This is a genomic window from Geodermatophilus sp. SYSU D01186 (assembly GCF_054050215.1).
The window spans coordinates 99,545-122,708 of record NZ_JBJGYW010000003.1 but is presented as its reverse complement, the minus strand read 5'-3'; the positions used below and the strand labels follow the sequence as shown (position 1 = coordinate 122,708).

Genomic DNA, 23,164 nt, shown 5'->3' with positions numbered 1-23,164 from the left:
TCAGACCTCCAGGAGGGAGCCGGGGACGCCCTCGGGCGTCGCGGAGAGGGGCGCGGAGTAGAAGGCCGGGTCGGCGGCGAGGATCGCCGCGCGGACGTCGAGCAGCTCGGTCACCTTGTCGCCGAGGACGGCGGAGCCGAGCAGGCCCAGGTCGTCGATGTCGCTGCGGACGGCCGCCTCGCCGTCGACGATGTCGAGGATCTCCTCGACGACGATCGCGACGCTGCGCCCGTGGTCGCTGTAGACGATGACCTCGAGGACCTCGCGGTCGCTCTCGCCGTAGGCGCCCAGGTGCCGGTCCAGGCGCACCATCGGCAGGATCGCGCCGCGGTACTGGACGACCTCGCGGTTGCCGACGCGCTCGACGGCCTCGGTGCGCACCTGCTCGAGCCGGGTGACGGTGTCCAGCGGGATGGCCACCCGCCGTCCGCCGCCGATGGCGGCCAGCAGCATCCGCTGCCGGTCGCTCTCGGCGGCCGACGCCTGCAGGGCCGCCACGCGGGAGTCCTGACGCTCGCTGGTCTCGGTGCGCAGGGCCCGGCGGGCCAGGGCCTGGACGTCGAGGATGAGCGCCACGGTGCCGTCGCCGAGGACGGTGGCACCCGAGTAGAGGCCGATCGCCTTGAGCTGGCCGCCGACGGCCTTGACGACGATCTCCTCGGTGTTGATGACGCGGTCGACGACGAGGCCGAAGCGGCGCCCCTCGGAGCGGAGGACGGCGATGACCACGTGCCCGTCGTGCCGGTCGGAGGTGAGCCCCAGGACGTCGGTGAGGCGGACCAGCGGCAGCAGCTCCCCGCGCAGGCGGTAGACCGGCGCGCCGCCGACCTCCTCGACCGCGGTGGCGGCCTTCTCGGCGTCCAGGGACACCAGCTCCTGCAGGCTGATCTGCGGGATGGCGTAGCGGTCGCCGGCGCACTCGACGGTCAGCGCGGGGACGATCGCCAGGGTCAGCGGGATCCGCAGCCGGCAGACGGTGCCCTCGCCGGGCACCGACTCGACCTCGATGGTGCCGCCGATCGACTCGATGTTGGTCTTGACCACGTCCATGCCGACGCCGCGGCCGGAGACGTTGGTGACGGCCGCGGCGGTGGAGAAGCCGGGCAGGAAGATCATCTGGAGGACGTCGGCGGGGCTGGTCCGCGCGAGGGCGTCGGCGCTGATCAGGCCGCGCTCGACGGCCTTGGCCCCGACCTTGGCCGGATCGATGCCGGCACCGTCGTCGGCCACCTCGACCACGACCTGGCCGCTCTCGTGCTTGGCGCGCAGGGTCAGGACGCCCTCGGTGGGCTTGCCGGCGGCGCGGCGGGCCTCGGGGGCCTCGATGCCGTGGTCGACGGAGTTGCGGACCAGGTGCGTCAGCGGGTCCTTGACGGCCTCGAGCAGCGTCTTGTCCAGCTCGGTGTCGCGGCCCTCCATCTCCAGGCGGACGCTCTTGCCGCACTGCAGGCCCAGGTCGCGGACGACGCGCGGCAGCTTCGACCAGATGTGGTCGATCGGCTGCATGCGCGTCTTCATGACGCCCTCCTGCAGCTCGCTGGCGATCAGGTTGAGCCGCTGCGAGGCGCGCAGCAGGTCGGTGTCGTTGGAGCGGCCGACGTACTGGACGATCTGGTTGCGGGTCAGCACCAGCTCCCCGACCAGCAGCATCAGCTCGTCGAGCAGGTCGACGTCCACCCGGATCGTGCTGTCGGCGACGGCGCGGCGGGCCTGACCGCCACCGGTGTCGGCGGCGGGGCCGGCCTCGGCCTCGGCGGGCTCGGGAGTCTCCAGCACCGGCTCGGGCCGGGGCGCGGGGACCGGGATCTCGGACACGGGCGCAGGCACCTCCGCGGCGGGGGCCGGAGCAGGGACGGCTGGGGTCGGGACGGCCTCGACGACGGCGACGGGGGTCGCCTCGGCGGCCGGGGCCTCCTGCGCCGGGGCCGGCGCTCCCACGGGCCGGGCCGCCACGGCCGGGACCTCGACGGCCGGCGCGGCCGGGGCGTCGTCCATCGCCGCACTGATCGCCGCGACGACGGCGGAGACGTCGACCGAGCCCTCGCCGCCGGTGGCCTCGATGGAGGCCAGCAGCGAACGGACCGTGTCGACCATCTGCAGAAGCACGCTGGTCCGGGTGGGGGTCAGCGCGAGGGCGCCGTCCCGCAGCCGGGAGAGCATGTTCTCCCCGACGTGGGTGACCTCCTCCAGGCGGTGGAAGGCCAGGAAGCCGCTGGTGCCCTTGATCGTGTGGATCGTGCGGAAGATGCTCGACAGCCGCTCCCGCGAGTCGGGCTCCTGCTCCAGGGCGACCAGGTCGGTGTCCAGCTGGTCGAGGTTCTCGTGGCTCTCGACCAGGAACTCCTCGACGATGTCGTCCAGACCGTCCACGTTGCTCTTCTCTCTCGTTCCCGGCGCAGCGCGCGCTTCGGGTTGTTCATCGGCGGGCAGTGCCGGGGGTTGAGCCCAACGGCCGGACCTGCTGGCGTGCCGCCGTCGGTGCGTGGAGGGGATGGTGGACGCCGCACGGTGCGCCCGTCACACCATTCCGTGCGTGTCGCGGAATGCGTTCGCAAGAACGTCGGTGACCGCATCGGGGCGGTCCCCATGTCGACCGTCCGCCATTCCCGGGAATGGCCGACGACCCGCCCGGCCGGGGATCCCGGCCGGGCGGTGACCGCGCGGGTCAGTAGGTGAAGCGGGCGACCCCGGCGCGCAGGTCGGCGGCCATCCGGGACAGCTCGTCGACGGCGGTGCGGGTCTGGGTCAGCGCCTGCGTGGTCGACTCGGCCGCGGTGGAGACGCCGGTGATGTTCGAGGCGATCTCCCCCGCCCCGCCGGCGGCCTCGGTCACCGACCGCGACATCTCGTTCGTGGTGGCGGTCTGCTCCTCCACCGCGGAGGCGATGGTGGTCTGCCGGTCGGAGATCTGGGCGACGATCTGGGAGATCTCACCGATCGCGGTCACCGCCGCGGAGGTGTCGCCCTGGATGGCCTCCACCCGCCGCGCGATGTCCTCGGTCGCCTTGGCCGTCTCCTGGGCGAGCTCCTTGACCTCGTTCGCGACCACGGCGAAGCCCTTGCCCGCCTCCCCGGCCCGCGCCGCCTCGATGGTGGCGTTGAGCGCCAGCAGGTTGGTCTGCTCGGCGATGGAGGTGATCACCTTCACCACGTTGCCGATCTCGATCGAGGACTCCCCCAGCTTCGCGACGGTCGCCGTCGTGGTCTCCGCCGCGGTCACCGCGCGCGCGGCGACGTCGGAGGCCTCGGCCGCGTTCGTGGCGATCTCCCGGATGCTCGCACCCATCTGCTCGGCACCCGCGGCCACGGTCTGCACGTTCCGGCTGACCTCCTCGGCCGCGCTCGCCACGACACCGGACTGGGCGGAGGTCTCCTCCGCCGAGGCGGAGATCTGCGCCGACGAGGCGCTCAGCTCCTCCGAGCTGGCGGCCACCGCGTCCGCCGACGCGGCCACCGACGCCAGCACGTCGCGCAGGTTCCCCTGTGCCGTGGACAGCGCGCCGGCCATCCGGCCCAGCTCGTCCTGGCCGCGCACCTCCGGCGTCACGGTCAGGTCACCCTGGGCGAGGGCCTCCACCGACTGCTGCACCGACCGGACGGTGGACACGATCCGTCGGACGACGAACACGGTGATCGCGCCGGCGACGGTGATGCCCGCGGCGAGGGTCAGCCACAGCGTGAGGACGGCGGAGTCGGCGATGCCGGCGGCGGCGTCCGTGTCCGCCTGGCCGGCCTCGACCCGCCGCTCCTGCATGGCGTTGTACTCGTCCATGAGCACGTCCGAGGAGTCCTGCAGCGGGCCGGTGATCAGCGCGGTGGCGGTCCGCAGGTCACCGGCGTCCGAGGCCGGGACGAGCTGGTGGTCGGCGACGTCGTAGTACTCCTCGACGTGGCCGCGGAAGACCTCGAACCCCTCCCGGTTGACGGTCACCTCGGCGTAGGCGTCGAGCTGCGCCTCGATGGTCTCCCGCCGCTCGGTCAGGTCGGCCAGCAGCGCGGCGCGGCTCTGCGGGTCGGCCAGCGGGTAGGTGTTGAACCGCGACCGGTCGCCCTGCCAGGAGCGCTGGATGTCCGCCAGGTCCGCGAGGGTCGTGACGTTCCCGTTGATCCGTGTCGCCGCCGCCTCGAGGGCGTTGATGCGGCTGACCGCGAGGACGGTCATGCCGATCGCGACGACGGCGAGCACGGCCAGGGCCGCGCCGATCTTGACGCCGATCGGACGGTCGGCGAACCACCCGCCGGACCGGGGGCCGGCGGCGGGCGGGGCGGTGGCGCTCATTCGAGGTCTCCTGTGCTGAGGGCGGTCTGCGGGGGGCGTTCTGCGGGGGATTTCTGCTGCGGGGCGGGTCTGCATCGACCCGCCATGTGTTTCGGTAGGGCGCACAGCCATTTCAGGGACCTTGGTCCCGAATTCATGAGAATTCCGGCGTCTGCATCCTGCGCCGGGACGGTCGTCGCCCCGGAATGGATGACTTGTCGACACGAGAGGTCGTTCCACCCGTTCGCGACCATTTCTTCGGAATGGTCGGGCACCGGGGCGTGTAGCACCCCGGCCGGCTCCACACGCCGAGCCGGCCGGGGCGCGGACGTCAGTACCTGAAGCGGGCCACCCCGGCACGCAGGTCGGCGGCCATCCGGGACAGCTCGTCGACCGCGGTGCGGGTCTGGGTCAGCGCCTGCGTGGTCGACTCGGCCGCGGTGGAGACGCCGGTGATGTTCGCGGCGATCTCCCCCGCCCCGCCGGCGGCCTCGGTCACCGACCGCGACATCTCGTTCGTCGTGGCGGTCTGCTCCTCCACCGCGGAGGCGATGGTGGTCTGCCGGTCGGAGATCTGGGCGACGATCTGGGAGATCTCCTCGATGGCGGTCACCGCCGCACCGGTGTCGTGCTGGATCGCCTCCACCCGCCGCGCGATGTCCTCGGTGGCCTTCGCCGTCTCCTGGGCCAGCTCCTTGACCTCGTTGGCCACCACGGCGAAGCCCTTGCCCGCCTCCCCGGCCCGCGCCGCCTCGATGGTGGCGTTCAGCGCCAGCAGGTTGGTCTGCTCGGCGATGGAGGTGATCACCTTGACGACGTTGCCGATCTCGGCCGAGGACTCACCGAGCTTGGCGACGGTGGCGGTGGTGGTCTCGGCGGCGGTCACCGCCCGGGCAGCCACCTCGCTGGCCTCCGCGGCGTTCGTGGCGATCTCCCGGATGCTCGCACCCATCTGCTCGGCACCCGCGGCCACGGTCTGCACGTTCCGGCTGACCTCCTCCGCTGCACCGGCCACCACACCCGACTGCGCGCTGGTCTCCTCCGCCGAGGCGGAGATCTGCGCCGAGGACGCACTGAGCTCCTCCGACGACGCCGCCACCGCGTCCGCCGACGCGGCCACGGACGCGACCACCTCGCGGACGGACTCGATGGCCCGGTCCACGGCCGCGGCGGCCCGGCCCACCTCGTCGTCCCGCGTGACACCGGTCGTCCGGGTGAGGTCACCGGCGGCCAGGGCCCCGGCGACCGACTCGACCGCCGCGAGGGGGCGCACGATGCGCCGCGAGACGGCCAGCGCGGCCCCGAGCGCCAGGAGGGCCCCCAGGACGACGACGGCGATCATGGTCCAGCGGGTGCGCGTCTCCTGCGCCTCGGCGGCCGCGGTCGCGGCCGCGACGCGCTCCCGCAGGGAGTCCTCCAGCTGCTTGGTGAGGTCGATGATCCCGAAGTAGACCTGGTAGCCCTCGCCCAGGATCAGCGCGTCCGCCGCGTCCGTCGCCTGCGGGATCCCCTGCTGGTACAGCGCGACGACCTGGTCGTCCACGGCGAAGAAGTCGTCCCAGCTGGCGCCGATCTCCGCGTAGGTCGCCGCCTCCTCCTCGGTCAGCACGTCCATCGGCATGGCCTGGAGCTCCTCGCGCAGCCGACCGGCGACGTCGAGGAAGCCGGCCCGGTTGGCACTGGTGGGCTGCACCGCCACGACCGGGCCGGAGAGACGGGCGTCCCACGCGTAGGCCGTCTGCCACCCGCTGACGTCGGCGTTGTAGAACTCCATGGCCTGCGCGTGGTCGAAGGCGTCGTTGAGCTCGGCCACGTGCTGCCGTGCGTCGCCGGAGTTGCCGAGACCGGCCAGCCCGAAGCCACCGACGGCCAGGGCAGCGGCCATGCCGGCGGCGCCGACTGCGGAGATGGAGCCGCGGACGCCGAGGCGGGAGCGGCGCACGGGCGTGCTGGTGTGCATGAGGGACGTCCCTGGTGTACGGAGACCGGAGCGGTCGGGCTGCCGGGGCGCGGTCCGCGCCCCGGTGGGTGACACGCGGGACGTTATTGGCCGTGGACCGATTCCACGGCAGCGCGCGGGGTGTGTCGCAAATGGTCGGCAAGAATGGTCGGCAACCTCCTCTGCCTTCCCGACTTGTCGACACCGGGCCGTTCTCGGCGACCATTTCCGGGAAATACGGGAGGGGCGCCCGGTCGCGACCGGACGCCCCTCCTCGCGGTGCCTCAGTAGGTGAAGCGGGTGACCGCCGTCCGCAGGTCGGCGGCCATGCCCGTGAGCCGGTCGACGCTGGTGCGGGTCCGGGTGAGCGCCTGCGTCGTCGAGCCGGCCGCCGCGGAGACCCCGGTGATGTTGGCGGCGATCTCCCGCGAGCCGCCGGCGGCCTCCCCCACCGAGCGCGACATCTCGCTGGTGGTGGCGGTCTGCTCCTCCACGGCACTGGCGATGGTCAGCTGGAAGTCGTTGATCTGCCCGATGACCTGGCTGATGCGGCCGATCGCGGTCACCGCGACCTTCGCCGCCTCGTTCGCGTTCTGGGCGATCTCGCGGATGGACGCGCCCATCTGCTCGGCGCCCGCCGCCACCGTCTCCACGCCCAGGGTGACCTCCTCCGCGGCCGAGGCCACGGCGCCGGACTGCACGCTGGTCTCCTCGGCCGACGGTCGCACATCGCCCGAGAAAGGCCGGGCAGCGCATCCCGTGCGAAGTCTTGCCGACATCCCCGACGATGGCGCGGAGATGCGACGGAGCGCCCGGCCGGTTTCCCCGGCCGGGCGCTCCGTCGTCCTGGACTCGGGCGTCAGTAGGCGAAGCGGGAGACGCTCGTCCGCAGGTCCGACGCCATCCGCGACAGCTCGTCGACGGCGGTGCGTGTCTGCGTCAGCGCCTGCGTGGTCGACTCGGCCGCGGTGGAGACGCTGATGATGTTCTCCGCGATCTGCCCCGACCCGCCGGCGGCCTCCGCGACCGATCGCGACATCTCGCTGGTGGTCGCGGTCTGCTCCTCCACCGCGGAGGCGATGGTGGTCTGCCGGTCGGAGATCTGGGCGACGATCTGGGAGATCTCCTCGATGGCGGTCACCGCCGCACCGGTGTCGTGCTGGATCGCCTCCACCCGCCGCGCGATGTCCTCGGTGGCCTTCGCCGTCTCCTGGGCCAGCTCCTTGACCTCGTTGGCCACCACCGCGAAGCCCTTGCCCGCCTCCCCGGCGCGGGCGGCCTCGATGGTGGCGTTGAGCGCCAGCAGGTTGGTCTGCTCCGCGATGGAGGTGATCACCTTCACCACGTTGCCGATCTCGGCCGAGGAGTCCCCCAGCTTGGCCACCGTCGCCGTCGTCGACGCCGCCGCGGTCACCGCGCGCGCGGCGACGTCGGAGGCCTCGGCCGCGTTCGTGGCGATCTCCCGGATCGAGGCGCCCATCTGCTCGGCACCCGCGGCCACCGTCTCGACGCTGCGCGAGACCTCCTCGGCCGCGCCGGCGACCACACCGGACTGCGCGCTGGTCTCCTCCGCCGACGCCGCGATCTGCGCGGACGAGGCCGACAGCTCCTCCGACGACGCCGCCACCGCGTCCGCCGAGCTCGCGACGGAGGCCATGACCGCGCGCAGGTTGGCCTGCGCGGCGTCCAGGGCGGCGGCCATCCGGCCGAGCTCGTCGGCGGAGTGGACGCCGGTGGTGCGGCGCAGGTCCCCGCCGGCCATGGCCTCGGCCACCTCCTGCACGGCGCGCACCGTCCCCGTGATCCGGCGGACGACGACCACGGTCAGCCCCGTGGCCAGCGCGGTCGCGACCAGGGCGCTGACCAGCAGCGTGGTGACCGCGGAGTCGGCGCGCTCGGCGGCCTCGGCGTTCCGGGCGGCGGCCTGCGCGGACTGCGCGACGCCCTCCTCCTCCAGACCGTCGGCGATCTGGGTGAGCAGCGGGCTGGAGACGTCGCGGTAGACCTGGGCGTACGTCGCGAGGTCCCCGCGGTCGGCGGCGGGGAACAGCTGGGCCTCGTTGGTGGCGAGGAACCGCTGCCGGCCCTGCGCGTAGGCGTCCATGGCCGCCTGGTCGATCACGTAGGGCGCGTACTCGGCGAGGGCGGCGTCGACGTCGGCCTGCTTCTCGTCCATCTCGCCGCGCAGCTCCTCCCGGCGGGCGGGGTCGGAGACGGCGTACTCGAGCACGCGGGCGCGGTGCGCGGCGGTGGCGCGCTGCACCGCGGACAGCGCGTTCAGGGGCTCGAGGTTCTCGGTGTAGATCGTCTCCTGGTGGGTGCGCATCTCGGAGATGCGCAGGACCGCGAGGACGTTGGTCGCGAGCACCACGACGGCGAGCAGCGCGACGACCGCGCCGATCCGCACGCCGAGGGGCCGGTCGGCGAACCACCCGGAGGTGCGGCCGGGGGGAGCGGGGGTGGTGGGGGAGTACACGGAGAGCCCCTCCAGGGACGATGGCGAATGGCAGACGGATGTGCGCTTCGGCATAGTCTGGTGCCATTCCTGGCGGTTCCGGAGCCCATTCGGAGAGGGATGCGGAATCGTTCCCGAGCAGTATGGTGACCGGCTCGCCGACGGCATTTGTCGACAGCGCGGGAACGGCGACTACGCCATTCCCGGAGCGCCGGGAGCCTCCGCCCTGCGCCGATCCCGGGATTGTCGACAGCGGCCGGGCGGACGGCCGCGCAGGCCCCGCCGGTGACCCGGGAGTCCGCCGCGCCACACGGGTCAGGCGAGCAGGCCCGCGAGCTCCTCGAGCAGGGCGACGACGGCGGCGGGACCGGGGATGCGGAAGCGGGCCACGGTGTCGCCCTCGCCGACCTTGACGGTGACGTCGCCGGCGGGGAGGGCCCGGAAGGCGTCCTCGTCGGTGAGGTCGTCGCCGAGGTAGACCGCCGCCGCGGCGCCGAGCTCCTCGCGGAGACGCAGCAGGGCCCGGCCCTTGTCGGCGTCGGTGACGGCGAGCTCGAGCACCTCCTTGCCCGGCTTCTTCGTCAGTGACGGATCGGCGTCCCGGTCGGCGGCCGCGAGCAGCTCGGCGGCCGCGGCGCGGTCGGCGACCTGCCGCACGTGCACCGCCACGCTGGCCGGCTTCACCTCGAGCAGCGCACCCGGCACCGCGGCCACGAGGGGCGCCAGCCGCTCGGCGAGGGCATCCCGGCGGGCGGCGAGCTCCCCGGTGAGCGGGCCGTCGAACTCCGCGCCGTGGCTGCCCACCCAGCGGTACGGACCGGACAGCCCGCTGACCGTCTGGAGGTCGGCCACGCCGCGGCCGCTGACGAGGGCGACGACGACGCCGGGGCGGTCGGCCAGCCGGGCAAGCGCCTCGCCGACACCGGGGGAGGGGACCGCCGCCGACGGGTCCCCGACCAGCGGCGCGAGGACGCCGTCGTAGTCACTGGCCACCAGCAGCGGCCGCCGTCCGGCCAGCTCCCGGAGCGCGGTGGCCAGGTCGGCCGGCGACCCGGCCATCACTGCTGCGCGCGCAGCGCGTCGAAGAAGGACGTCGCCCAGTGCTCGAGGTCGTTCTTCGCCAGGTGCCGCCGCATGGCCCGCATCCGCTTGGCCAGCTCCGCCGGCTCGGCGCGCAGCGCCCGCACCAGCTGGTTCTTGACCCCTGCGATGTCGTGCGGGTTGACCAGGAAGGCCTGCTTCAGCTCGGCCGCGGCGCCGGCGAACTCCGACAGCACCAGCGCACCACCGAGGTCGCTGCGCGCGGCGACGTACTCCTTGGCGACCAGGTTCATCCCGTCGCGGTACGGCGTCACGAGCATGACGTCGGCGGCCCGGTAGAGGGCGGCCAGCTCCTCGCGGGGCACCGACTGGTTGATGTAGTGCACCGCCGGGCCGCCGAGGCTGCCGAAGACGCCGTTGATGTGGCCGACCTGCTGCTCGATGGTCTCGCGCATGTGCACGTAGTGCTCGACCCGCTCGCGGCTGGGCGTGGCCACCTGGACCAGCACCGTGCCCGGGGCCTCCAGGGCGCCGTCCTCGAGCAGCTCCTGGAACGCGGAGAACCGGACGGCGATGCCCTTGGTGTAGTCGAGCCGGTCGACGCCCAGGATGATCTTCTCCGGGTTGCCGAGCTCGGCGCGGATCTCCTTGGCGCGCTGGACCACCTCCGGCGAGCTCGCCAGCTCGTCGAAGGCGGCGACGTCGATGGAGATCGGGAAGGCGCGCGCGGTGACCGTGCGCCCGTCGTACTCGACGGTCGTGCCGCGGGCCGGCAGCTCGTGCAGCCGGCGGGCGAGCTGGACGAAGTTCGACGCCGCGCTGGGCCGCTGGAAGCCGACCAGGTCGGCGCCGAGCAGCCCCTCGACGATCGCCGAGCGCCAGGGCAGCTGGGTGAACAGCTCGTAGGGCGGGAAGGGGATGTGCAGGAAGAACCCGATGGTCAGGTCGGGGCGGCGCTGCCGCAGCATCGCGGGGACCAGCTGCAGCTGGTAGTCGTGCACCCACACGATCGCGCCCTCGGCGGCGACCTCGGCGGTGCGCTCGGCGAAGCGCTTGTTGACCTGGACGTAGGTGTCCCACCACGTCCGGTGGTACTCGGGCTTCTCGACGACGTCGTGGTAGAGCGGCCACAGCGAGGCGTTGGACATGCCCTCGTAGTAGCGGTCCACCTCCTCCTCGGAGAGCGGCACCGGGATCAGTTGCACGCCGCCGGACTCGAACGGCTCCGGCGCCTCCCCGGCCGAGCCGGACCAGCCGACCCAGGCGCCCCCGCGGCCGGCCACGAACGGCTCCAGCGCCGTCACCAGCCCACCGGGGCTGCGCTGCCAGCGCGTCGTCCCGTCCGGGTCGGTCACCTGGTCGACGGGCAGCCGGTTGGCCACCACCACGACGGGGCTGTCCGCCCGCTCGTCTGCTCCGGATGCTCCACCCATGCCGCCTCCGACCCTATCGATGGCGCGTCCCGAGGGCATCGCGGACCCTCACGAGGCGAGGGTGTGGCCGACGGCGGCCGCCCCCAGGCCGAGGACGACGGTCGCCCCGACGTAGCCCAGGGCGCGGCCCACCGTCCGTTCCTCGACCAGCCGCACGACGTCCGAACCGAAGGTCGAGAAGGTGGTCAGCGCGCCGCAGAAGCCCGTGCCGACCAGGGCGAGGACCGCCGCCGGGACGTCCGCCAGCCCGAGCAGCACGCCGAGCAGGGCGCTGCCGGCGAGGTTGACCACCAGGGTGCCCGCCGAGGCGTCCCGGCCGGCCCGGGTCGCCAGCCGGGCGGCCAGCAGGCGCAGGGGAGCGCCGGCCAGCGCACCCACCGCGACCAGCAGTGGGGTCACCGGGCGGGCCTCCGCACCGCGTACGCGCCGGCGGCCACGGCGAGGACCCCGCCCAGGACCGAGACCAGCACGTACCCGACGGCGAGCAGCGCGGCGCCGGCGTCGGTGAGCTCGACGACCTCCACCGCGAAGGTCGAGTACGTGGTGTAGCCGCCGAGCACGCCCACCCCCAGCAGCGGCCGGACCCAGGGCGGCTCGGGGGAGCGGGCGGCCAGGGCGGCGTACAGCGCACCCAGCAGCAGGCAGCCGGTGAGGTTGACCAGCAGCGTGGCCCAGGGCCAGCCGCCGGGGGAGCGGGGGAGCGCCGTCTCGATGCCCCAGCGGGCGAGGGCGCCGATCGCACCGCCCAGCGCGGCCAGCACATAGAGGACCCCGGCCCCCTCACCCCTCGCAGGCTCGGGGCGAGCCCCTGGCCGGGGCCGAGAGCTGTCGGGTCCGTCGCGCACCGGCGGCGGGTCTCCGGGAACAGCAGGTCCACGAAGCGCGCCGCGGTCGGCTGGGGCTCGTGGTTGGCCAGCCCCGGCCGCTCGTTGGCCTCGATGAACACGTGCTCCTCGCCCTCGACGTCCGGCACCAGGAAGTCCAGGCCGGTCACCGGGATGCCGATCGCCCGGCTGGCCCGCACGGCCGCCTCCGCGATCGCCGGGTGCAGCCGGTCGGTGACGTCCTCGATCGTGCCGCCGGTGTGCAGGTTCGCCGTCCGCCGGACCCGGATGCGCTCTCCGGACGGCGGGACGTCGTCCATCGCGTAGCCGGCCTCGGCGACCACCTCGGCGGTGGTGTCGTCCAGCGGGATCGTCGACTCCCCGCCGGTGGCCCGCTCCCGGCGGCGGCTGGTGGAGCGCACCAGCCCGGTGACCGCGGTGCGCCCGTCACCCACCACCTCGGCGGGACGGCGCACCGCGGCGGCCACCACCTCGTGGTCGATGACCACCACCCGCAGGTCGTCGCCGGCGACCAGCTCCTCGACCAGCACCTCGGGGCAGTGCTGCAGCGCGAGGCCGACCGCCCGCTCCAGCGCCGAGGGTGCGGTCACGCCCACGGTGATGCCGCGACCCTGCTCGCCGCGGGCCGGCTTCACCACCACCTCGCCACACTCGTCGAGCAGCGCCCGTCCGTCGTCCAGCCGGCCCTCGGTGACCAGCGCCCCCTTCGGGACCCGGACCCCGGCGCGCTCCATGATCCGGCGGGTCACCCGCTTGTCGTCGCAGCGGCTCATCGCGACCGCGCTGGTGAACTCCGACAGCGACTCGCGGGTGAGGACGCTGCGGCCGCCGAGGGACAGCCGGATCTCGCCCCACTCGGCGTCGGTGACCTCCACGCGGATGCCGCGCTCGAGGGCCTCGTCGGCGATGATCCGGGCGTAGGGGTTGAGCTCCTCCAGCCCCGGCGGGCGCGAGGCGAACAGGGGGGTGTTGATCGGGTTCTTGCGCTTGACGCACACCGCGGGGGTCCGCTGGAACCCGAGCTTGCGGTAGAGGGCGATCGCCCCGCTGTTGTCGTAGAGCACCGACAGGTCCAGGTAGGCCCGGCCGCGGCCGACGTAGCGCTCGGTGAGCACCCGGACCAGCGCCTCCCCGGTGCCCGGCGGGGCGTCCTGGGCGTGCACGGCCAGGCACCACAGGCTGGCGCCGCGCTCCGGGTCGCCGAAGGCCAGGACGTGGTCCACGCCGGTCACCGTGCCGACGATGCGGCCGGTGCGCCGGTCCTCCGCCACCAGGTAGGTGAAGGTCCGGGTGCGGTGGTTGGCCCACATCGTCGCGGCGTCGCCGGTGACCATGCCGTTGCGGGCGTAGATGTCGTTGATCTGCTCCATGTCGGCCAGCGAGGTCACCGTGCGCACGAAGACGCCGCGGATGAGCTCGGGCCGCGGCCGGTAGCGGTGCAGGTCCAGCCGGTAGGTGTAGCTGGGATCGATGAACAGCTCGTCGGGGGCCATGCCGACCAGCACGTGCGGGTCCCGCGGGTAGATGCAGATGTCGCGGCGGCCGCTGCCCTCGGCGCGCAGTGCGTCGACGATCCCGCCCAGGTCGTCGAAGGTCTGGCCGAAGACCAGCCGCCCCCAGCCCAGGTCGAGGACGACGTCGGCGTCCATGCCCTGACGCTGGTGCTCGGAGGGTTGCTGCCACGAGCGGCTGGTGAACGAGGGGACGTCGGTCACCGCGGTACGGCGACGGTGCCCGGCGATCCGGGGCACCGTCACACTCCGTGGCTCTGCAGCCACAGCTCGAGCAGGCCCAGCTGCCACAGCTTGTTGCCGCGCAGCGGGGTGAGTTCGCCGTTGGGGTCGCCGAGCAGCTCGCGCACGTACTCGGGACGGAACAGCCCGCGCTCACGGGCGGCGTCGCCGGACAGCGCGTCACGCACCAGGTCGAGCACCTTGCCCTCGAGGTGGGTGATCGCCGGCACCGGGAAGTAGCCCTTGGGCCGGTCGATCACCTCCGGCGGGATGATCCGCCGGCCGATCGCCTTGAGCACGCCCTTGCCGCCGTCGGCGAGCTTGAGCTCCGGCGGGCACATCGCGGCCAGCTCGACCAGGTCGTGGTCGAGGAAGGGCACCCGGGCCTCCAGGCCCCACGCCATGGACATGTTGTCCACCCGCTTGACCGGGTCGTCGACGAGCATGACCTCGCTGTCCAGGCGCAGGGCGGCGTCCACCGCCGTCTCGGCGCCGGGCATGGACATGTGCTCCCGGACGAAGGCCAGGCTCGGGTCCTCGGCCAGGGCGTACCGGTCGGAGACCACCGACCGCATCTGGTCGTGGTCGCGGTCGAAGAACGCCGCGGCGTAGCGCGCCACGGCCTCGTCGCGGCCGACGTCGGCCAGCGGCGGGTACCAGTGGTAGCCGGCGAAGACCTCGTCGGCGCCCTGGCCGGACTGCACAACCCGGATCGTCTGCGACACCCGCTCCGACAGCAGGTCGAAGGCGACGACGTCGTGGCTGACCATGGGCTCGGCCATCGCGCCGATCGCGTGGCCCAGCGCGGCGGCGAGCTCGTCGGAGGCGACCCGGATCCGGTGGTGGTTCGTCGCGAACCGCTCGGCGATCACGTCGGAGTACTGGAACTCGTCGCCCGCGCGACCGCCCACGGCCTCGAAGCCGATCGAGTAGGTGGCCAGGCCGGTCTGCCCCTCCTGCGCCAGCAGGCCGACGATGAGGCTGGAGTCCAGGCCGCCGGACAGCAGCACGCCGACCGGGATGTCGGCGACCAGCCGCCGGCGGACGGCGACCCGCAGCGCCTCCTCGATCGCGTCCTCCCAGTCCCGGGCGGACCAGGAGGCGTGCTCGGGACGCCGCTCGTACGTGGCGTTCCAGTACCGCTCCTCGCGGGAGGTGCCGTCGGCCTCGACCACCCGCAGCGTGGCCGGCGGCAGCTTCCGGACCCCGCCCAGGATCGTCCGCGGCGCCGGGACGACGGCGTGCCAGGTGAGGTAGTGGTGCAGCGCGACCGGGTCGATCGAGGTGTCGACGTCCCCCGCCTGCAGCAGCGCCGGCAACGTGGAGGCGAACCGCAGCCGGCCCGGCGTCTCGGACAGGTAGAGCGGCTTGATGCCCAGCCGGTCGCGGGCCAGCACGACCCGGCCGGTGTCGCGCTCGTGGATGACGAAGGCGAACATGCCGTGCAGGTGCGAGACGACGTCGGTGCCCCAGTGGTGGTAGCCCTTGAGGATCACCTCGGTGTCGCTGTGAGAGAAGAAGCGGTAGCCGTGGCCCTCCAGCTCGGCGCGCAGCTCCTTGTAGTCGTAGATGCAGCCGTTGAAGACGGCGGTCAGCCCGAGGTCGTTGTCGATCATCGGCTGCGAGCCGCAGGTGGAGAGGTCGATCACCGACAGCCGGCGGTGCCCGAACGCCACCCGCCCGTTGCTCCAGGTGCCCTGACCGTCCGGGCCGCGGGGGACGAGGGCGTCCACCATCCGCGCGACGGCGGTGGTGTCGGCCAGGGAGCCGTCGAACGTGATCTCGCCGGAGAGGCCGCACATGGGTTCGATCCAACCCCGCTCCCCGGGGACCCGCCAGACGGTCGGGAGAACGTCACACGCCTGCAACAGCGCCGCGTTCCACGTGGAACAGCCCGGCCTCCGCGGCCCACCGTGTGCGCCGAGCGGGAGTTCGCGGCCCTCGAACCACCCGTCGGCGCACACGCTCGGGCGGCGCCGTCGGCCGCCGCGCGACCTCAGCCGTAGTACAGGGCCACCGGCCGGCCGTCGATCTCGCGGACGTCGACGGTCGTGCCGTAGACGGCCTCCAGCACCTCGGGACGCATGATCTCGCGTGCGGGGGCGTCCGCCACGACGCGGCCGTCGCGCATCGCGACGATGCGGTCGGACCAGGTCGCGGCGAAGTTGACGTCGTGGAGCACCGTGACGACCCGCTTGCCGAGCTCGTCGGCCATCCTCCGGACCAGCCGCATGATCTCCGTCATGTGCCGCAGGTCGAGGTTGTTGAGCGGCTCGTCGAGCAGCACGTACCGGGTGTCCTGCGCGAGCACCATCGCGATGAACGCGCGCTGGCGCTGACCGCCCGACAGCTCGTCGAGGAACCGGTTCCGGTGGGCGTCGAGGTCCAGGTACGCGATGGCGCGCTCGATGTGCTCGCGGTCGTCGACCGTGAGCCGCCCGCGGGAGTGCGGGAAGCGGCCGAACTCGACGAGGTCGTGCACGGTCAGGCGCGCCGCGACGTGGTTGTCCTGGCGCAGCACCGCGAGGGTCCGCGCGAGCTCGCTGGACGGCGTCCGAGCGACGTCCCTGCCGTCGACGGTGACCCGGCCGGCGTCGGGCTGGAGGAGCCGGCCCACGAGACCGAACAGCGTGGACTTGCCGGCGCCGTTCGGGCCGATGAGCGCGGTGACGCCCTCCGCGCCGAAGCCGATCGAGACGTCGTCCAGCACGGTGTGGCCGTGGTAGCGCTTGGTGGCGTGCTCGAGCGCGATCAACGCGCCCCCCTTCGCAGGACGAGGTAGAGGAAGAACAGGCCGCCGGCGAAGTCGATGACCGTCGAGAGGGTGCCGCCGAGGTGCAGCAGCCGCTCGAGGACCAGCTGGCCGCCCAGCAGGCAGACGACCCCGATGAGGACGGCGGTGGGCAGCGTCCACACGTGGCGGAAGGACCCCGCGTACGAGTAGGCGAGGTTGGCGACGATGAGGCCGAGGAACAGGATCGGCCCCACCAGGGCCGTCGACGCGGCGATCATGACCGAGACGCTCGCGAACAGGACCAGCACGACCCGCCGGTGGTCGACCCCCAGGCCCACGGCCGCCGGCTCGCCGAGGGTCAGGACGTCGAGGGTGCGCAGCAGCGGCACGACCGCGGCGCACGCGAGGACGACGAGGGCGGCGGTGAGCGCCAGCAGCGTCTCGTCGGGCCGGGTGAGGGAGGCGAACACCGCATCGGAGAGCACCTGGAAGTCCAGCGGGTCGAGCATCCGCTGCATCCACTCGGTGGCGCTGCGGAAGAACGTGCCCAGCACGATGCCGACCAGCAGCATGAGGTGGATCGACCGCCGCTTGCCGCCGAACAGCCAGGTGAACAGCACGACGCTGACGGCGACCATGACGACGACCTGGACGAGCCAGAGGGTGAGCTGGTCGAACCGCAGGAACGCCGCCGACCCGGAGGTGAACACGAGAACGGTCGAGACCAGCACGTAGAAGGCGTCGAACCCCATGATGGAGGGGGTGAGGATGCGGTTCTGCGTGATCGTGTGGAACACGACCGTCGAGACCCCGACCGCGGCGGCCACGACGAGCATCGCCGCCACCGTGAGGCTGCGGACCTCCAGCGCGAAGGCCAGCGAGCCGGGGACGTCGGTGAGGCAGTAGACCGCGGCCAGCCCCAGGGCGGCGACGCCGAGCGCGGCCAGGCGGACCCCGGGCTGCGCCCAGCGCGTCGCGATCCGCGCGCCGCCGGCGGGCGCGGGGGACGTCGTGGGGGTGCGCTCAGTGAGCACGGCTCCTCCTCCGCAGCAGCAGCCAGAGGAACAGCGCGGCGCCGATGACGCCGACGACGACCGACAGCGGGATCTCGTAGGGGAAGCGCACGACGCGCGCGAGGATGTCGCAGCCCAGCACGAAGACCGCCCCGAGCCCCGCGACCCAGGGGATCGCCCGGCGCACGTTGTCGCCGACGACCAGGCTCACGACGTTGGGCACGACGAGCCCCAGGAACGGGATCAGCCCGGCCGTGACGAGCACCGCCGCCGTGATCACCGCGACGATCACCATCCCGACGGTCACCCACCGGCGGTGGTCCAGCCCCAGGTTGGTCGCGAACTCCTCGCCGAGGCCGATCACGCTGAAGCGGTCGGCGGCCAGCCAGGCCACCCCGACCATGAGTCCGGCGATCCACACGAACTCGTAGCGGCCCTGCATGACCGTGGCGAAGCTGCCCTGCGACCACTGCCCGAGGGACTGCAGGAGATCCAGGCGGTAGGCGAAGAACGTCGTGACGGCGCCGACGACGCCGCCGAGCATGATGCCGACCAGCGGGACGAGCACGAGCTGGCGCACGGGCACGACCTTGACCACCTGGAGGAACACCCAGGTGCCGACCAGGCCGAAGACCGCGGCGACGCCCATCTTCCCGACGACGGCCAGGCCCGGGAGGAACACGATCGTGACGAGCATGCCGAGCGTCGCGAACTCGCTGACGCCCGTGGTGCCCGGTTCCACGAACTTGTTGCGCACCAGCATCTGCATGATCAGCCCGGCGATGCCCAGGGAGGCGCCGACCAGGACGACGGCGAGCGTGCGCGGGATCCGGCTCACCCCGAGCAGGAGGGCCGCGTCGCTCTCCGGCCCAGCGGCGAGGACCGACCCCAGGGACACGTCGGAGACTCCGACGAACAGGCTCGTGACCGCCAGGACGGCGAGCAGCACGCCGACGAGCACCCCCGCCCAGGTGCGGCCGGGCCGCACGCGGGCAGGGGTGCTCGTCGAGGTCGGGTCGAGCGCCGTCACAACCGACGGGGGCGGTGCCCGACCGGGGAGGGGCTGGTCACGCCGCGCTCTCCAGGACGTCCTCGATCATGATCTTCGTGGTGTCGATGCCGCCGAAGACGACGTACCAGGCCACCGGGTCGAGGTAGTGGATCTGGCCGTTCCGGAATGCGGTCGTCTGCTCGACGATGTCATTGTCGAGCACCGCCGCGGCCGCCTGCGCGCCCTCTTCCCCGGTGGCGGCGTCCCGGTCGACGACCCACAGGTGGTCGGGGTCGGTCTCGAGCAGGAACTCGAAGGAGACCGGCTCGCCGTGGGTGGCGGCCTGGATGTCCTCCACCACCGGCTGGACGCCGAACGCGTCGTAGATCAGGCCGCCGCGCGCGCCACGCCCCGATGCGTCGTCACCGGCCGGGGCCATCGCGCTGAGCTCGCCTCCCGAGACCATGAGGCCCAGGCCGGTGCCCGCGTCGGCGGTGGCGGCGCGGGCCTCCTCGATGCCGGCCTCGATCTCGCTGATCGCGGCGGCCGCCTCGTCCTCGGCACCGAGCACCTCGCCGAGGAACGTGGTGTTGCGCTCGAGGTTCTCGGTGTAGGAGCCCCGCAGGCCCAGGTCGACGGTGGGGGCGATCTCGCTGAGGTCCTCGTACAGCGCCGACGACCGGCCGCCGATCACGATGAGGTCGGGCTGCTGCGACTCGATCTCGATGATGTCGGCCTCGAACAGCGTGCCCGCGTTGAAGGCGTCGTCGGCGAGGTACTGCTCCAGGTAGCCGGGCACCGAGTCGAGCGGGGCACCGGCGATCTCTCCGCCGAGCGCGCCGATGGTGTCGAGGCTGGCCATGTCGAAGACGACGATCCGCTCCGGGTTCTTCGGGACGTCGACCGTCGTCTCCTCCAGGACGGGCTCCTCGTCCTCGGCGGCGGTGTTCCGGTCCCAGGTGAAGGAGACGGTCTCGGTACCGGCGGCGGCGGCCTCGGCGGTGTCGTCGCCCTCCCCGCACGCGGTCAGGGCCACGGCGGTGGCCACGGTGAGGGACAGGGCGGCCAGCGGCCGGGCGGCGGTACGCATCGTGCTCCTGAGGTAAGGCTTGGCTTAGTGAGGAGGCCCTAACCTGTCACACGAGCAGCACCGTCTGTCAAGCGGGTCCCTCCAGCCGGTTGGCCGGCCGCGCGGGAGGGCAGGGGAGCGGCCATGCAGATGCGCACACTCGGAGACCTGACCGTGTCCGCCCAGGGCCTGGGCTGCATGGGGATGAGCGAGTTCTACGGCACCGGCGACCAGGCGGAGGCCGAGCGGACGATCCAGCGGGCACTGGACCTCGGCGTCACGTTCCTCGACACCGCGGACATGTACGGGCCGTTCACCAACGAGCAGCTGGTCGGCCGCGCGATCACCGGCCGCCGCGACGAGGTGGTGCTGGCCACCAAGTTCGGCAACGAGCGCGGCGAGGACGGCTCCTTCCGCGGCATCAACGGCCGCCCCGACTACGTCCGCCGGGCCTGCGACGCCTCGCTGCAGCGCCTCGGCGTGGACGTCATCGACCTCTACTACCAGCACCGGGTGGACACGACGGTGCCGGTCGAGGAGACCTGGGGTGCGCTGCGCGAGCTGGTCGAGGCCGGCAAGGTGCGGCACGTCGGCATCTCCGAGGCCGCGCCGGAGACCATCCGCCGCGCGCACGCCGTGCAGCCGGTGACGGCCGTGCAGACCGAGTACTCGCTGTGGACCCGCGACCCCGAGGACGACGGCGTGCTGGCCACCTGCGCCGAGCTGGGCATCGGCTTCGTCGCCTACTCGCCGCTGGGCCGCGGCTTCCTGTCCGGGCAGATCCGCAGCCTCGACGACCTCGCGCCCGACGACTTCCGCCGGCGCAACCCGCGCTTCCAGGGGGAGAACTTCACCCGGAACCTGGAGCTGGTCGACCGGGTCCGGGAGATCGCCGACGAGAAGGGCGTCACCGCCGGCCAGCTCGCGCTGGCCTGGGTGATGGCGCAGGGGGGCCTCGACGGGAAGCCGGTCATCGTGCCGATCCCCGGCACCAAGCGGGTCGCCTACCTCGAGGAGAACGCCGCGGCGGCCGACCTCCGGCTCTCCGACGACGACCTGCGCCGGCTGGACGACGCCGCCCCGGCCGGCACCACCGCCGGCGACCGCTACCCGGACATGTCCACCGTGCACCGCTGAGCCGGGCGCGCACGGTCCGGCCGCGCCAGCACGGTGCCCACGTGCTCGCGTGCCGGTCCGTGCAGCCGGGCGCAGAGCTCGTCCCAGGCCTCGCGCAGCTCCGCGCCGGGCCAGCCCGGCGGCCGCAGCGCGTCGGGGAGCAGCGGGTCGCTGACGCCGACCCGCCGGATGTCGGCGAGCACCCGCAGGTGGGTCACCAACGCCGTCGCCCCGTCCGCGACCGGGTCGGTGAGCAGCGCGCGGATCCGGTCGATCACCCGGCGGTGCGCGGCGGCGACCCCCTGCAGGTCCCAGCACCGCGCGGCCAGCTCGGTGTCCGAGCCGCCGGTCTCCTCGGTCACCTGGGCGGTGAGCAGGTCCAGCCGGCTCAGCGGCTCCCGGGCGAGCTCGGTCCGGACGTCGTCCAGCGCGACCTTGTGCGGCGAGAGCCAGGTGGCCGGCGCCAGCGGCCCGAACCCGTGCCGGGTGAGCGTGCGACGCACACGCTCCCGGGCCGACCGGTCGGTCTCGGGCACCGTGTAGATCACCATGCGCCAGCGGCCGTCCCACGGCCCGAGCCGCTCGTCCAGCCGCGCCCACCGCGCCCGGACGGCGCTGCGCATCGCCTCGGTGGGGCTGTAGAGGGTCTCCCGGCCGGAGCGTGAGGCGGCCAGCAACCCGGAGCGGCGCAGCGCGGCCATGGTCATGCGTGAGGTCGGTTCGGCGATCTCGAAGTGCTCCAGCAGCGCCACCAGGGCCTGCAACCGCACCGGCTGGTCGGTGACGGCGTCGACGTGCTCGGAGAAGAGGTCGACCACCAGGTCGCGGACGGTCATGACGATCCTTTCGGCGCGCCCCCCGCTGAGCGCGCCCGCGCGGTGTGCGACCCGGGGCAGGGCGGGTGCCCGGGCCGTCTCCCCCACGCGGGAGGATGACATCCGTGCTCAGCGCCGTGTCCGCGAGGTCCCCCCGGTGATCCCGGCCCTCGTGGTGGCGGTGACCGTCGTCGCCGCCGCGGTGGCCCTGGCCGGCCTGGCCTCGACCCTCGCCCGGCGCCGGATCGGCCTGCTCCACCTCGGGGGGACGGCGCTGCTGGAGCTGCTGCTGCTGGTGCAGGCCGTGCTCGCCGTCGTCCTGCTGGTGCGCGGGCAGCACCCGGCCGACACCCCCACCTTCGTGGGCTATCTCGGCGGCATCGTGCTGCTGCCGGTCGCGGGCGGGCTGTGGGCGCGGTCGGATCCGACCCGCTGGGCGGGCACGGTGCTGGCCGTCGCGGCCGGTGCGGTGGGGGTCATGATCTGGCGGCTGTTGCAACTGTGGGAGGCGACCGGTGGCTGAACCGGGACGGACCGACGGCGCGAGCGCGGGGGACACCTCCGGCGGCCCGGGGCGGGTATTGGTCGCCGTCTACGGGGTGTTCGCCCTGGCCGCCGGCGCGCGGGCCGCGGTCCAGCTGGCGACCCGGTTCTCCGAGGCGCCGATCGCCTACCTGCTGTCGGCGCTGGCCGCCGTCGTGTACCTGGTGGCCACGGTCGCCTTCGCCCGCGGTGGACGGCGCACCGCCCTGGTCGCCTGCTCGGTGGAGCTGGCGGGGGTGCTCATCGTGGGCACCCTCTCGCTGGCCGACCGCGCCGCCTTCCCCGACGAGACGGTGTGGTCGGCCTACGGTCGCGGCTACCTGTTCATCCCGCTGGTGCTGCCGGTGCTCGGCCTGCTCTGGCTGCGCCGGCAGGCCCGCGCCCGCGCCGTCACCGGCTGAGCGGCCCACGGCGGGGGCTGCCCGCCGCGGGCCGCGGCGGCTCAGAAGTCGCCGCCCCCGAAGTCGCCGCCGAAGTCGCCGCCACCGCCGTCCCACCCGCCGGCGTCGGCGCCGCCGGCGAAGTCGCCGCCCGGGTCACCCCCGTAGTCACCGCCACCGGCGTCGTTGCCGTCGTCGTAGCCCGCGGCGTAGGCCTCCTCGTCGCCGCCGCCGAACAGGCCGCCATCGCCGAGGCCGGTGTCGAAGAGCGCGTCGGCGACCGCCGTGCCGACCACCAGGCCGCCCACCGTGCCCAGCAGGCTGGCGCCCATCATGCTGCCGAAGCTCGGGCCGTACCCGCCGCCGAAGCCGCCCCCGTAGCCGGGGCCGCCGCCGTAGCCGGGCCCGTGGCCCGGGCCGCCGCCGTAGCCGCCGAAGGCCCGCTCCAGCGTGCCGGGGCGGCGCATCTCCGCGCGGGTCGCGGCCTGGGCCAGGCTGCGCGCGTCGTCGCCGCGGGCCCGCTCACCCGCCGCGGCCAGCTGGTCGAGCACCTGCCGCCGCTGCTCCGGGGTGAGCTGGGCGAACGCCTCGGCGTGCGCGGCCTCGATCTGGTCCGGCGGCGCGGTCCGCAGCAGGTAGCGGTAGCGCTCGATCGCCCGCTCGTCGTCCGAGCGGGGTGCCCGGGTCGGCGGTGGTGCGCCGTAGCCGTCGTCGTAGCCGCGCGGGTACCCCTGGGGGTGGCCCTCGTCGTCCCGCCGCCGGTGGCGGCCGAAGAGCCGGTCGAGCAGTCCCATGGCGA

Annotated in this window: 18 protein-coding genes and 2 pseudogenes; 3 read left to right on the top strand and 17 right to left on the bottom strand. The window is 73.6% G+C overall.

Features of this window, described 5'->3' with window-relative positions:
* From ACI784_RS03295 to ACI784_RS03225, 15 genes and pseudogenes are all read right to left on the bottom strand, one after another.
* Positions 1–2,370, bottom strand: coding sequence for a chemotaxis protein CheA (locus ACI784_RS03295; RefSeq protein ID WP_457012513.1), 2,370 nt, complete (start codon positions 2,368–2,370; stop codon positions 1–3).
* A gap of 295 nt (positions 2,371–2,665) precedes the next feature.
* Entirely contained in the window at positions 2,666–4,279 is a 1,614-nt protein-coding gene (locus ACI784_RS03290; RefSeq protein ID WP_457012512.1) for a methyl-accepting chemotaxis protein, read from the bottom strand.
* Positions 4,280–4,589: 310 nt separating this feature from the next.
* The gene (locus ACI784_RS03285) at positions 4,590–6,218 is read right to left on the bottom strand and encodes a methyl-accepting chemotaxis protein (RefSeq protein WP_457012511.1); all 1,629 of its coding nucleotides are present in this window, start codon (positions 6,216–6,218) and stop codon (positions 4,590–4,592) included.
* Positions 6,219–6,481: 263 nt separating this feature from the next.
* Positions 6,482–6,934, bottom strand: a pseudogene (locus tag ACI784_RS03280) (methyl-accepting chemotaxis protein); the annotation flags it as partial.
* A gap of 122 nt (positions 6,935–7,056) precedes the next feature.
* Positions 7,057–8,673: a methyl-accepting chemotaxis protein gene (locus ACI784_RS03275; protein ID WP_457012509.1), complete on the bottom strand. Its 1,617-nt coding sequence runs from the start codon at positions 8,671–8,673 to the stop codon at positions 7,057–7,059.
* Positions 8,674–8,967: 294 nt separating this feature from the next.
* Complete coding sequence (gene otsB / locus ACI784_RS03270) at positions 8,968–9,711, bottom strand: trehalose-phosphatase (protein WP_457012508.1); 744 nt, start codon at positions 9,709–9,711, stop codon at positions 8,968–8,970.
* Positions 9,711–11,126, bottom strand: coding sequence for an alpha,alpha-trehalose-phosphate synthase (UDP-forming) (locus tag ACI784_RS03265; protein WP_456921923.1), 1,416 nt, complete (start codon positions 11,124–11,126; stop codon positions 9,711–9,713). The genes otsB and ACI784_RS03265 overlap by 1 nt, the downstream gene beginning before the upstream one ends.
* 48 nt (positions 11,127–11,174) lie before the next feature.
* Positions 11,175–11,504: a fluoride efflux transporter FluC gene (locus ACI784_RS03260; protein ID WP_457012554.1), complete on the bottom strand. Its 330-nt coding sequence runs from the start codon at positions 11,502–11,504 to the stop codon at positions 11,175–11,177.
* Positions 11,505–11,521: 17 nt separating this feature from the next.
* Positions 11,522–11,887, bottom strand: coding sequence for a fluoride efflux transporter CrcB (gene crcB / locus ACI784_RS03255; protein WP_457012507.1), 366 nt, complete (start codon positions 11,885–11,887; stop codon positions 11,522–11,524).
* A gap of 101 nt (positions 11,888–11,988) precedes the next feature.
* Positions 11,989–13,620 (bottom strand): annotated as a pseudogene (ngg, locus tag ACI784_RS03250) (N-acetylglutaminylglutamine synthetase); the annotation flags it as partial.
* 104 nt (positions 13,621–13,724) lie between these two features.
* Positions 13,725–15,506 (bottom strand): N-acetylglutaminylglutamine amidotransferase, encoded by a 1,782-nt coding sequence (locus tag ACI784_RS03245; RefSeq protein WP_457012506.1) that lies wholly within the window; start codon positions 15,504–15,506, stop codon positions 13,725–13,727.
* Between the two features lie 194 nt (positions 15,507–15,700).
* Positions 15,701–16,459, bottom strand: a complete 759-nt coding sequence (locus ACI784_RS03240; protein WP_456921918.1) for an iron ABC transporter ATP-binding protein — start codon at positions 16,457–16,459, stop codon at positions 15,701–15,703.
* Positions 16,456–17,472 (bottom strand): iron chelate uptake ABC transporter family permease subunit, encoded by a 1,017-nt coding sequence (locus ACI784_RS03235; protein ID WP_456921917.1) that lies wholly within the window; start codon positions 17,470–17,472, stop codon positions 16,456–16,458. Before ACI784_RS03235 ends, ACI784_RS03240 begins: the two co-directional genes overlap by 4 nt.
* Complete coding sequence (locus ACI784_RS03230) at positions 17,462–18,439, bottom strand: ABC transporter permease (RefSeq protein ID WP_456921916.1); 978 nt, start codon at positions 18,437–18,439, stop codon at positions 17,462–17,464. Before ACI784_RS03230 ends, ACI784_RS03235 begins: the two co-directional genes overlap by 11 nt.
* A 79-nt stretch (positions 18,440–18,518) precedes the next feature.
* Positions 18,519–19,532, bottom strand: a complete 1,014-nt coding sequence (locus ACI784_RS03225) for a siderophore ABC transporter substrate-binding protein (RefSeq protein ID WP_456921915.1) — start codon at positions 19,530–19,532, stop codon at positions 18,519–18,521.
* Positions 19,533–19,661: 129 nt separating this feature from the next.
* Here ACI784_RS03225 and ACI784_RS03220 point away from each other — a divergent pair, with 129 nt between their 5' ends.
* A complete protein-coding gene (locus ACI784_RS03220) occupies positions 19,662–20,648 on the top strand; it encodes an aldo/keto reductase (RefSeq protein WP_457012505.1) in 987 nt (328 codons plus the stop codon).
* On the opposite strand, the gene ACI784_RS03215 is transcribed toward ACI784_RS03220, so the two are convergent.
* Complete coding sequence (locus ACI784_RS03215) at positions 20,618–21,463, bottom strand: PaaX family transcriptional regulator (protein ID WP_456921913.1); 846 nt, start codon at positions 21,461–21,463, stop codon at positions 20,618–20,620. The genes ACI784_RS03220 and ACI784_RS03215 overlap by 31 nt on opposite strands.
* Before the next feature lie 136 nt (positions 21,464–21,599).
* Between ACI784_RS03215 and ACI784_RS03210 the strand changes: the two genes are divergently transcribed.
* Together ACI784_RS03210 and ACI784_RS03205 are read left to right on the top strand one after the other, a co-directional pair.
* Complete coding sequence (locus tag ACI784_RS03210) at positions 21,600–21,965, top strand: hypothetical protein (protein WP_456921912.1); 366 nt, start codon at positions 21,600–21,602, stop codon at positions 21,963–21,965.
* A complete protein-coding gene (locus tag ACI784_RS03205; protein WP_456921911.1) occupies positions 21,958–22,386 on the top strand; it encodes a hypothetical protein in 429 nt (142 codons plus the stop codon). Before ACI784_RS03210 ends, ACI784_RS03205 begins: the two co-directional genes overlap by 8 nt.
* A gap of 41 nt (positions 22,387–22,427) precedes the next feature.
* Here the strand turns inward: ACI784_RS03205 and ACI784_RS03200 are convergent, their stop codons facing one another.
* Positions 22,428–23,159, bottom strand: coding sequence for a hypothetical protein (locus ACI784_RS03200; RefSeq protein WP_456921910.1), 732 nt, complete (start codon positions 23,157–23,159; stop codon positions 22,428–22,430).
* Positions 23,160–23,164: the final 5 nt, after the last annotated feature.

What these genes read in the sequence shown, in the direction of transcription:
- ACI784_RS03290 (WP_457012512.1), bottom strand. Translation starts at nt 4,279, where the DNA reads ATGAGCGCCACCGCCCCGCCCGCCGCCGGCCCCCGGTCCGGCGGGTGG.
- ACI784_RS03285 (WP_457012511.1), bottom strand. Translation starts at nt 6,218, where the DNA reads ATGCACACCAGCACGCCCGTGCGCCGCTCCCGCCTCGGCGTCCGCGGC.
- otsB (WP_457012508.1), bottom strand. Translation starts at nt 9,711, where the DNA reads ATGGCCGGGTCGCCGGCCGACCTGGCCACCGCGCTCCGGGAGCTGGCC.
- ACI784_RS03265 (WP_456921923.1), bottom strand. Translation starts at nt 11,126, where the DNA reads ATGGGTGGAGCATCCGGAGCAGACGAGCGGGCGGACAGCCCCGTCGTG.
- ACI784_RS03245 (WP_457012506.1), bottom strand. Translation starts at nt 15,506, where the DNA reads ATGTGCGGCCTCTCCGGCGAGATCACGTTCGACGGCTCCCTGGCCGAC.
- ACI784_RS03225 (WP_456921915.1), bottom strand. Translation starts at nt 19,532, where the DNA reads ATGCGTACCGCCGCCCGGCCGCTGGCCGCCCTGTCCCTCACCGTGGCC.
- ACI784_RS03220 (WP_457012505.1), top strand. Translation starts at nt 19,662, where the DNA reads ATGCGCACACTCGGAGACCTGACCGTGTCCGCCCAGGGCCTGGGCTGC.
- ACI784_RS03215 (WP_456921913.1), bottom strand. Translation starts at nt 21,463, where the DNA reads ATGACCGTCCGCGACCTGGTGGTCGACCTCTTCTCCGAGCACGTCGAC.
- ACI784_RS03200 (WP_456921910.1), bottom strand. Translation starts at nt 23,159, where the DNA reads ATGGGACTGCTCGACCGGCTCTTCGGCCGCCACCGGCGGCGGGACGAC.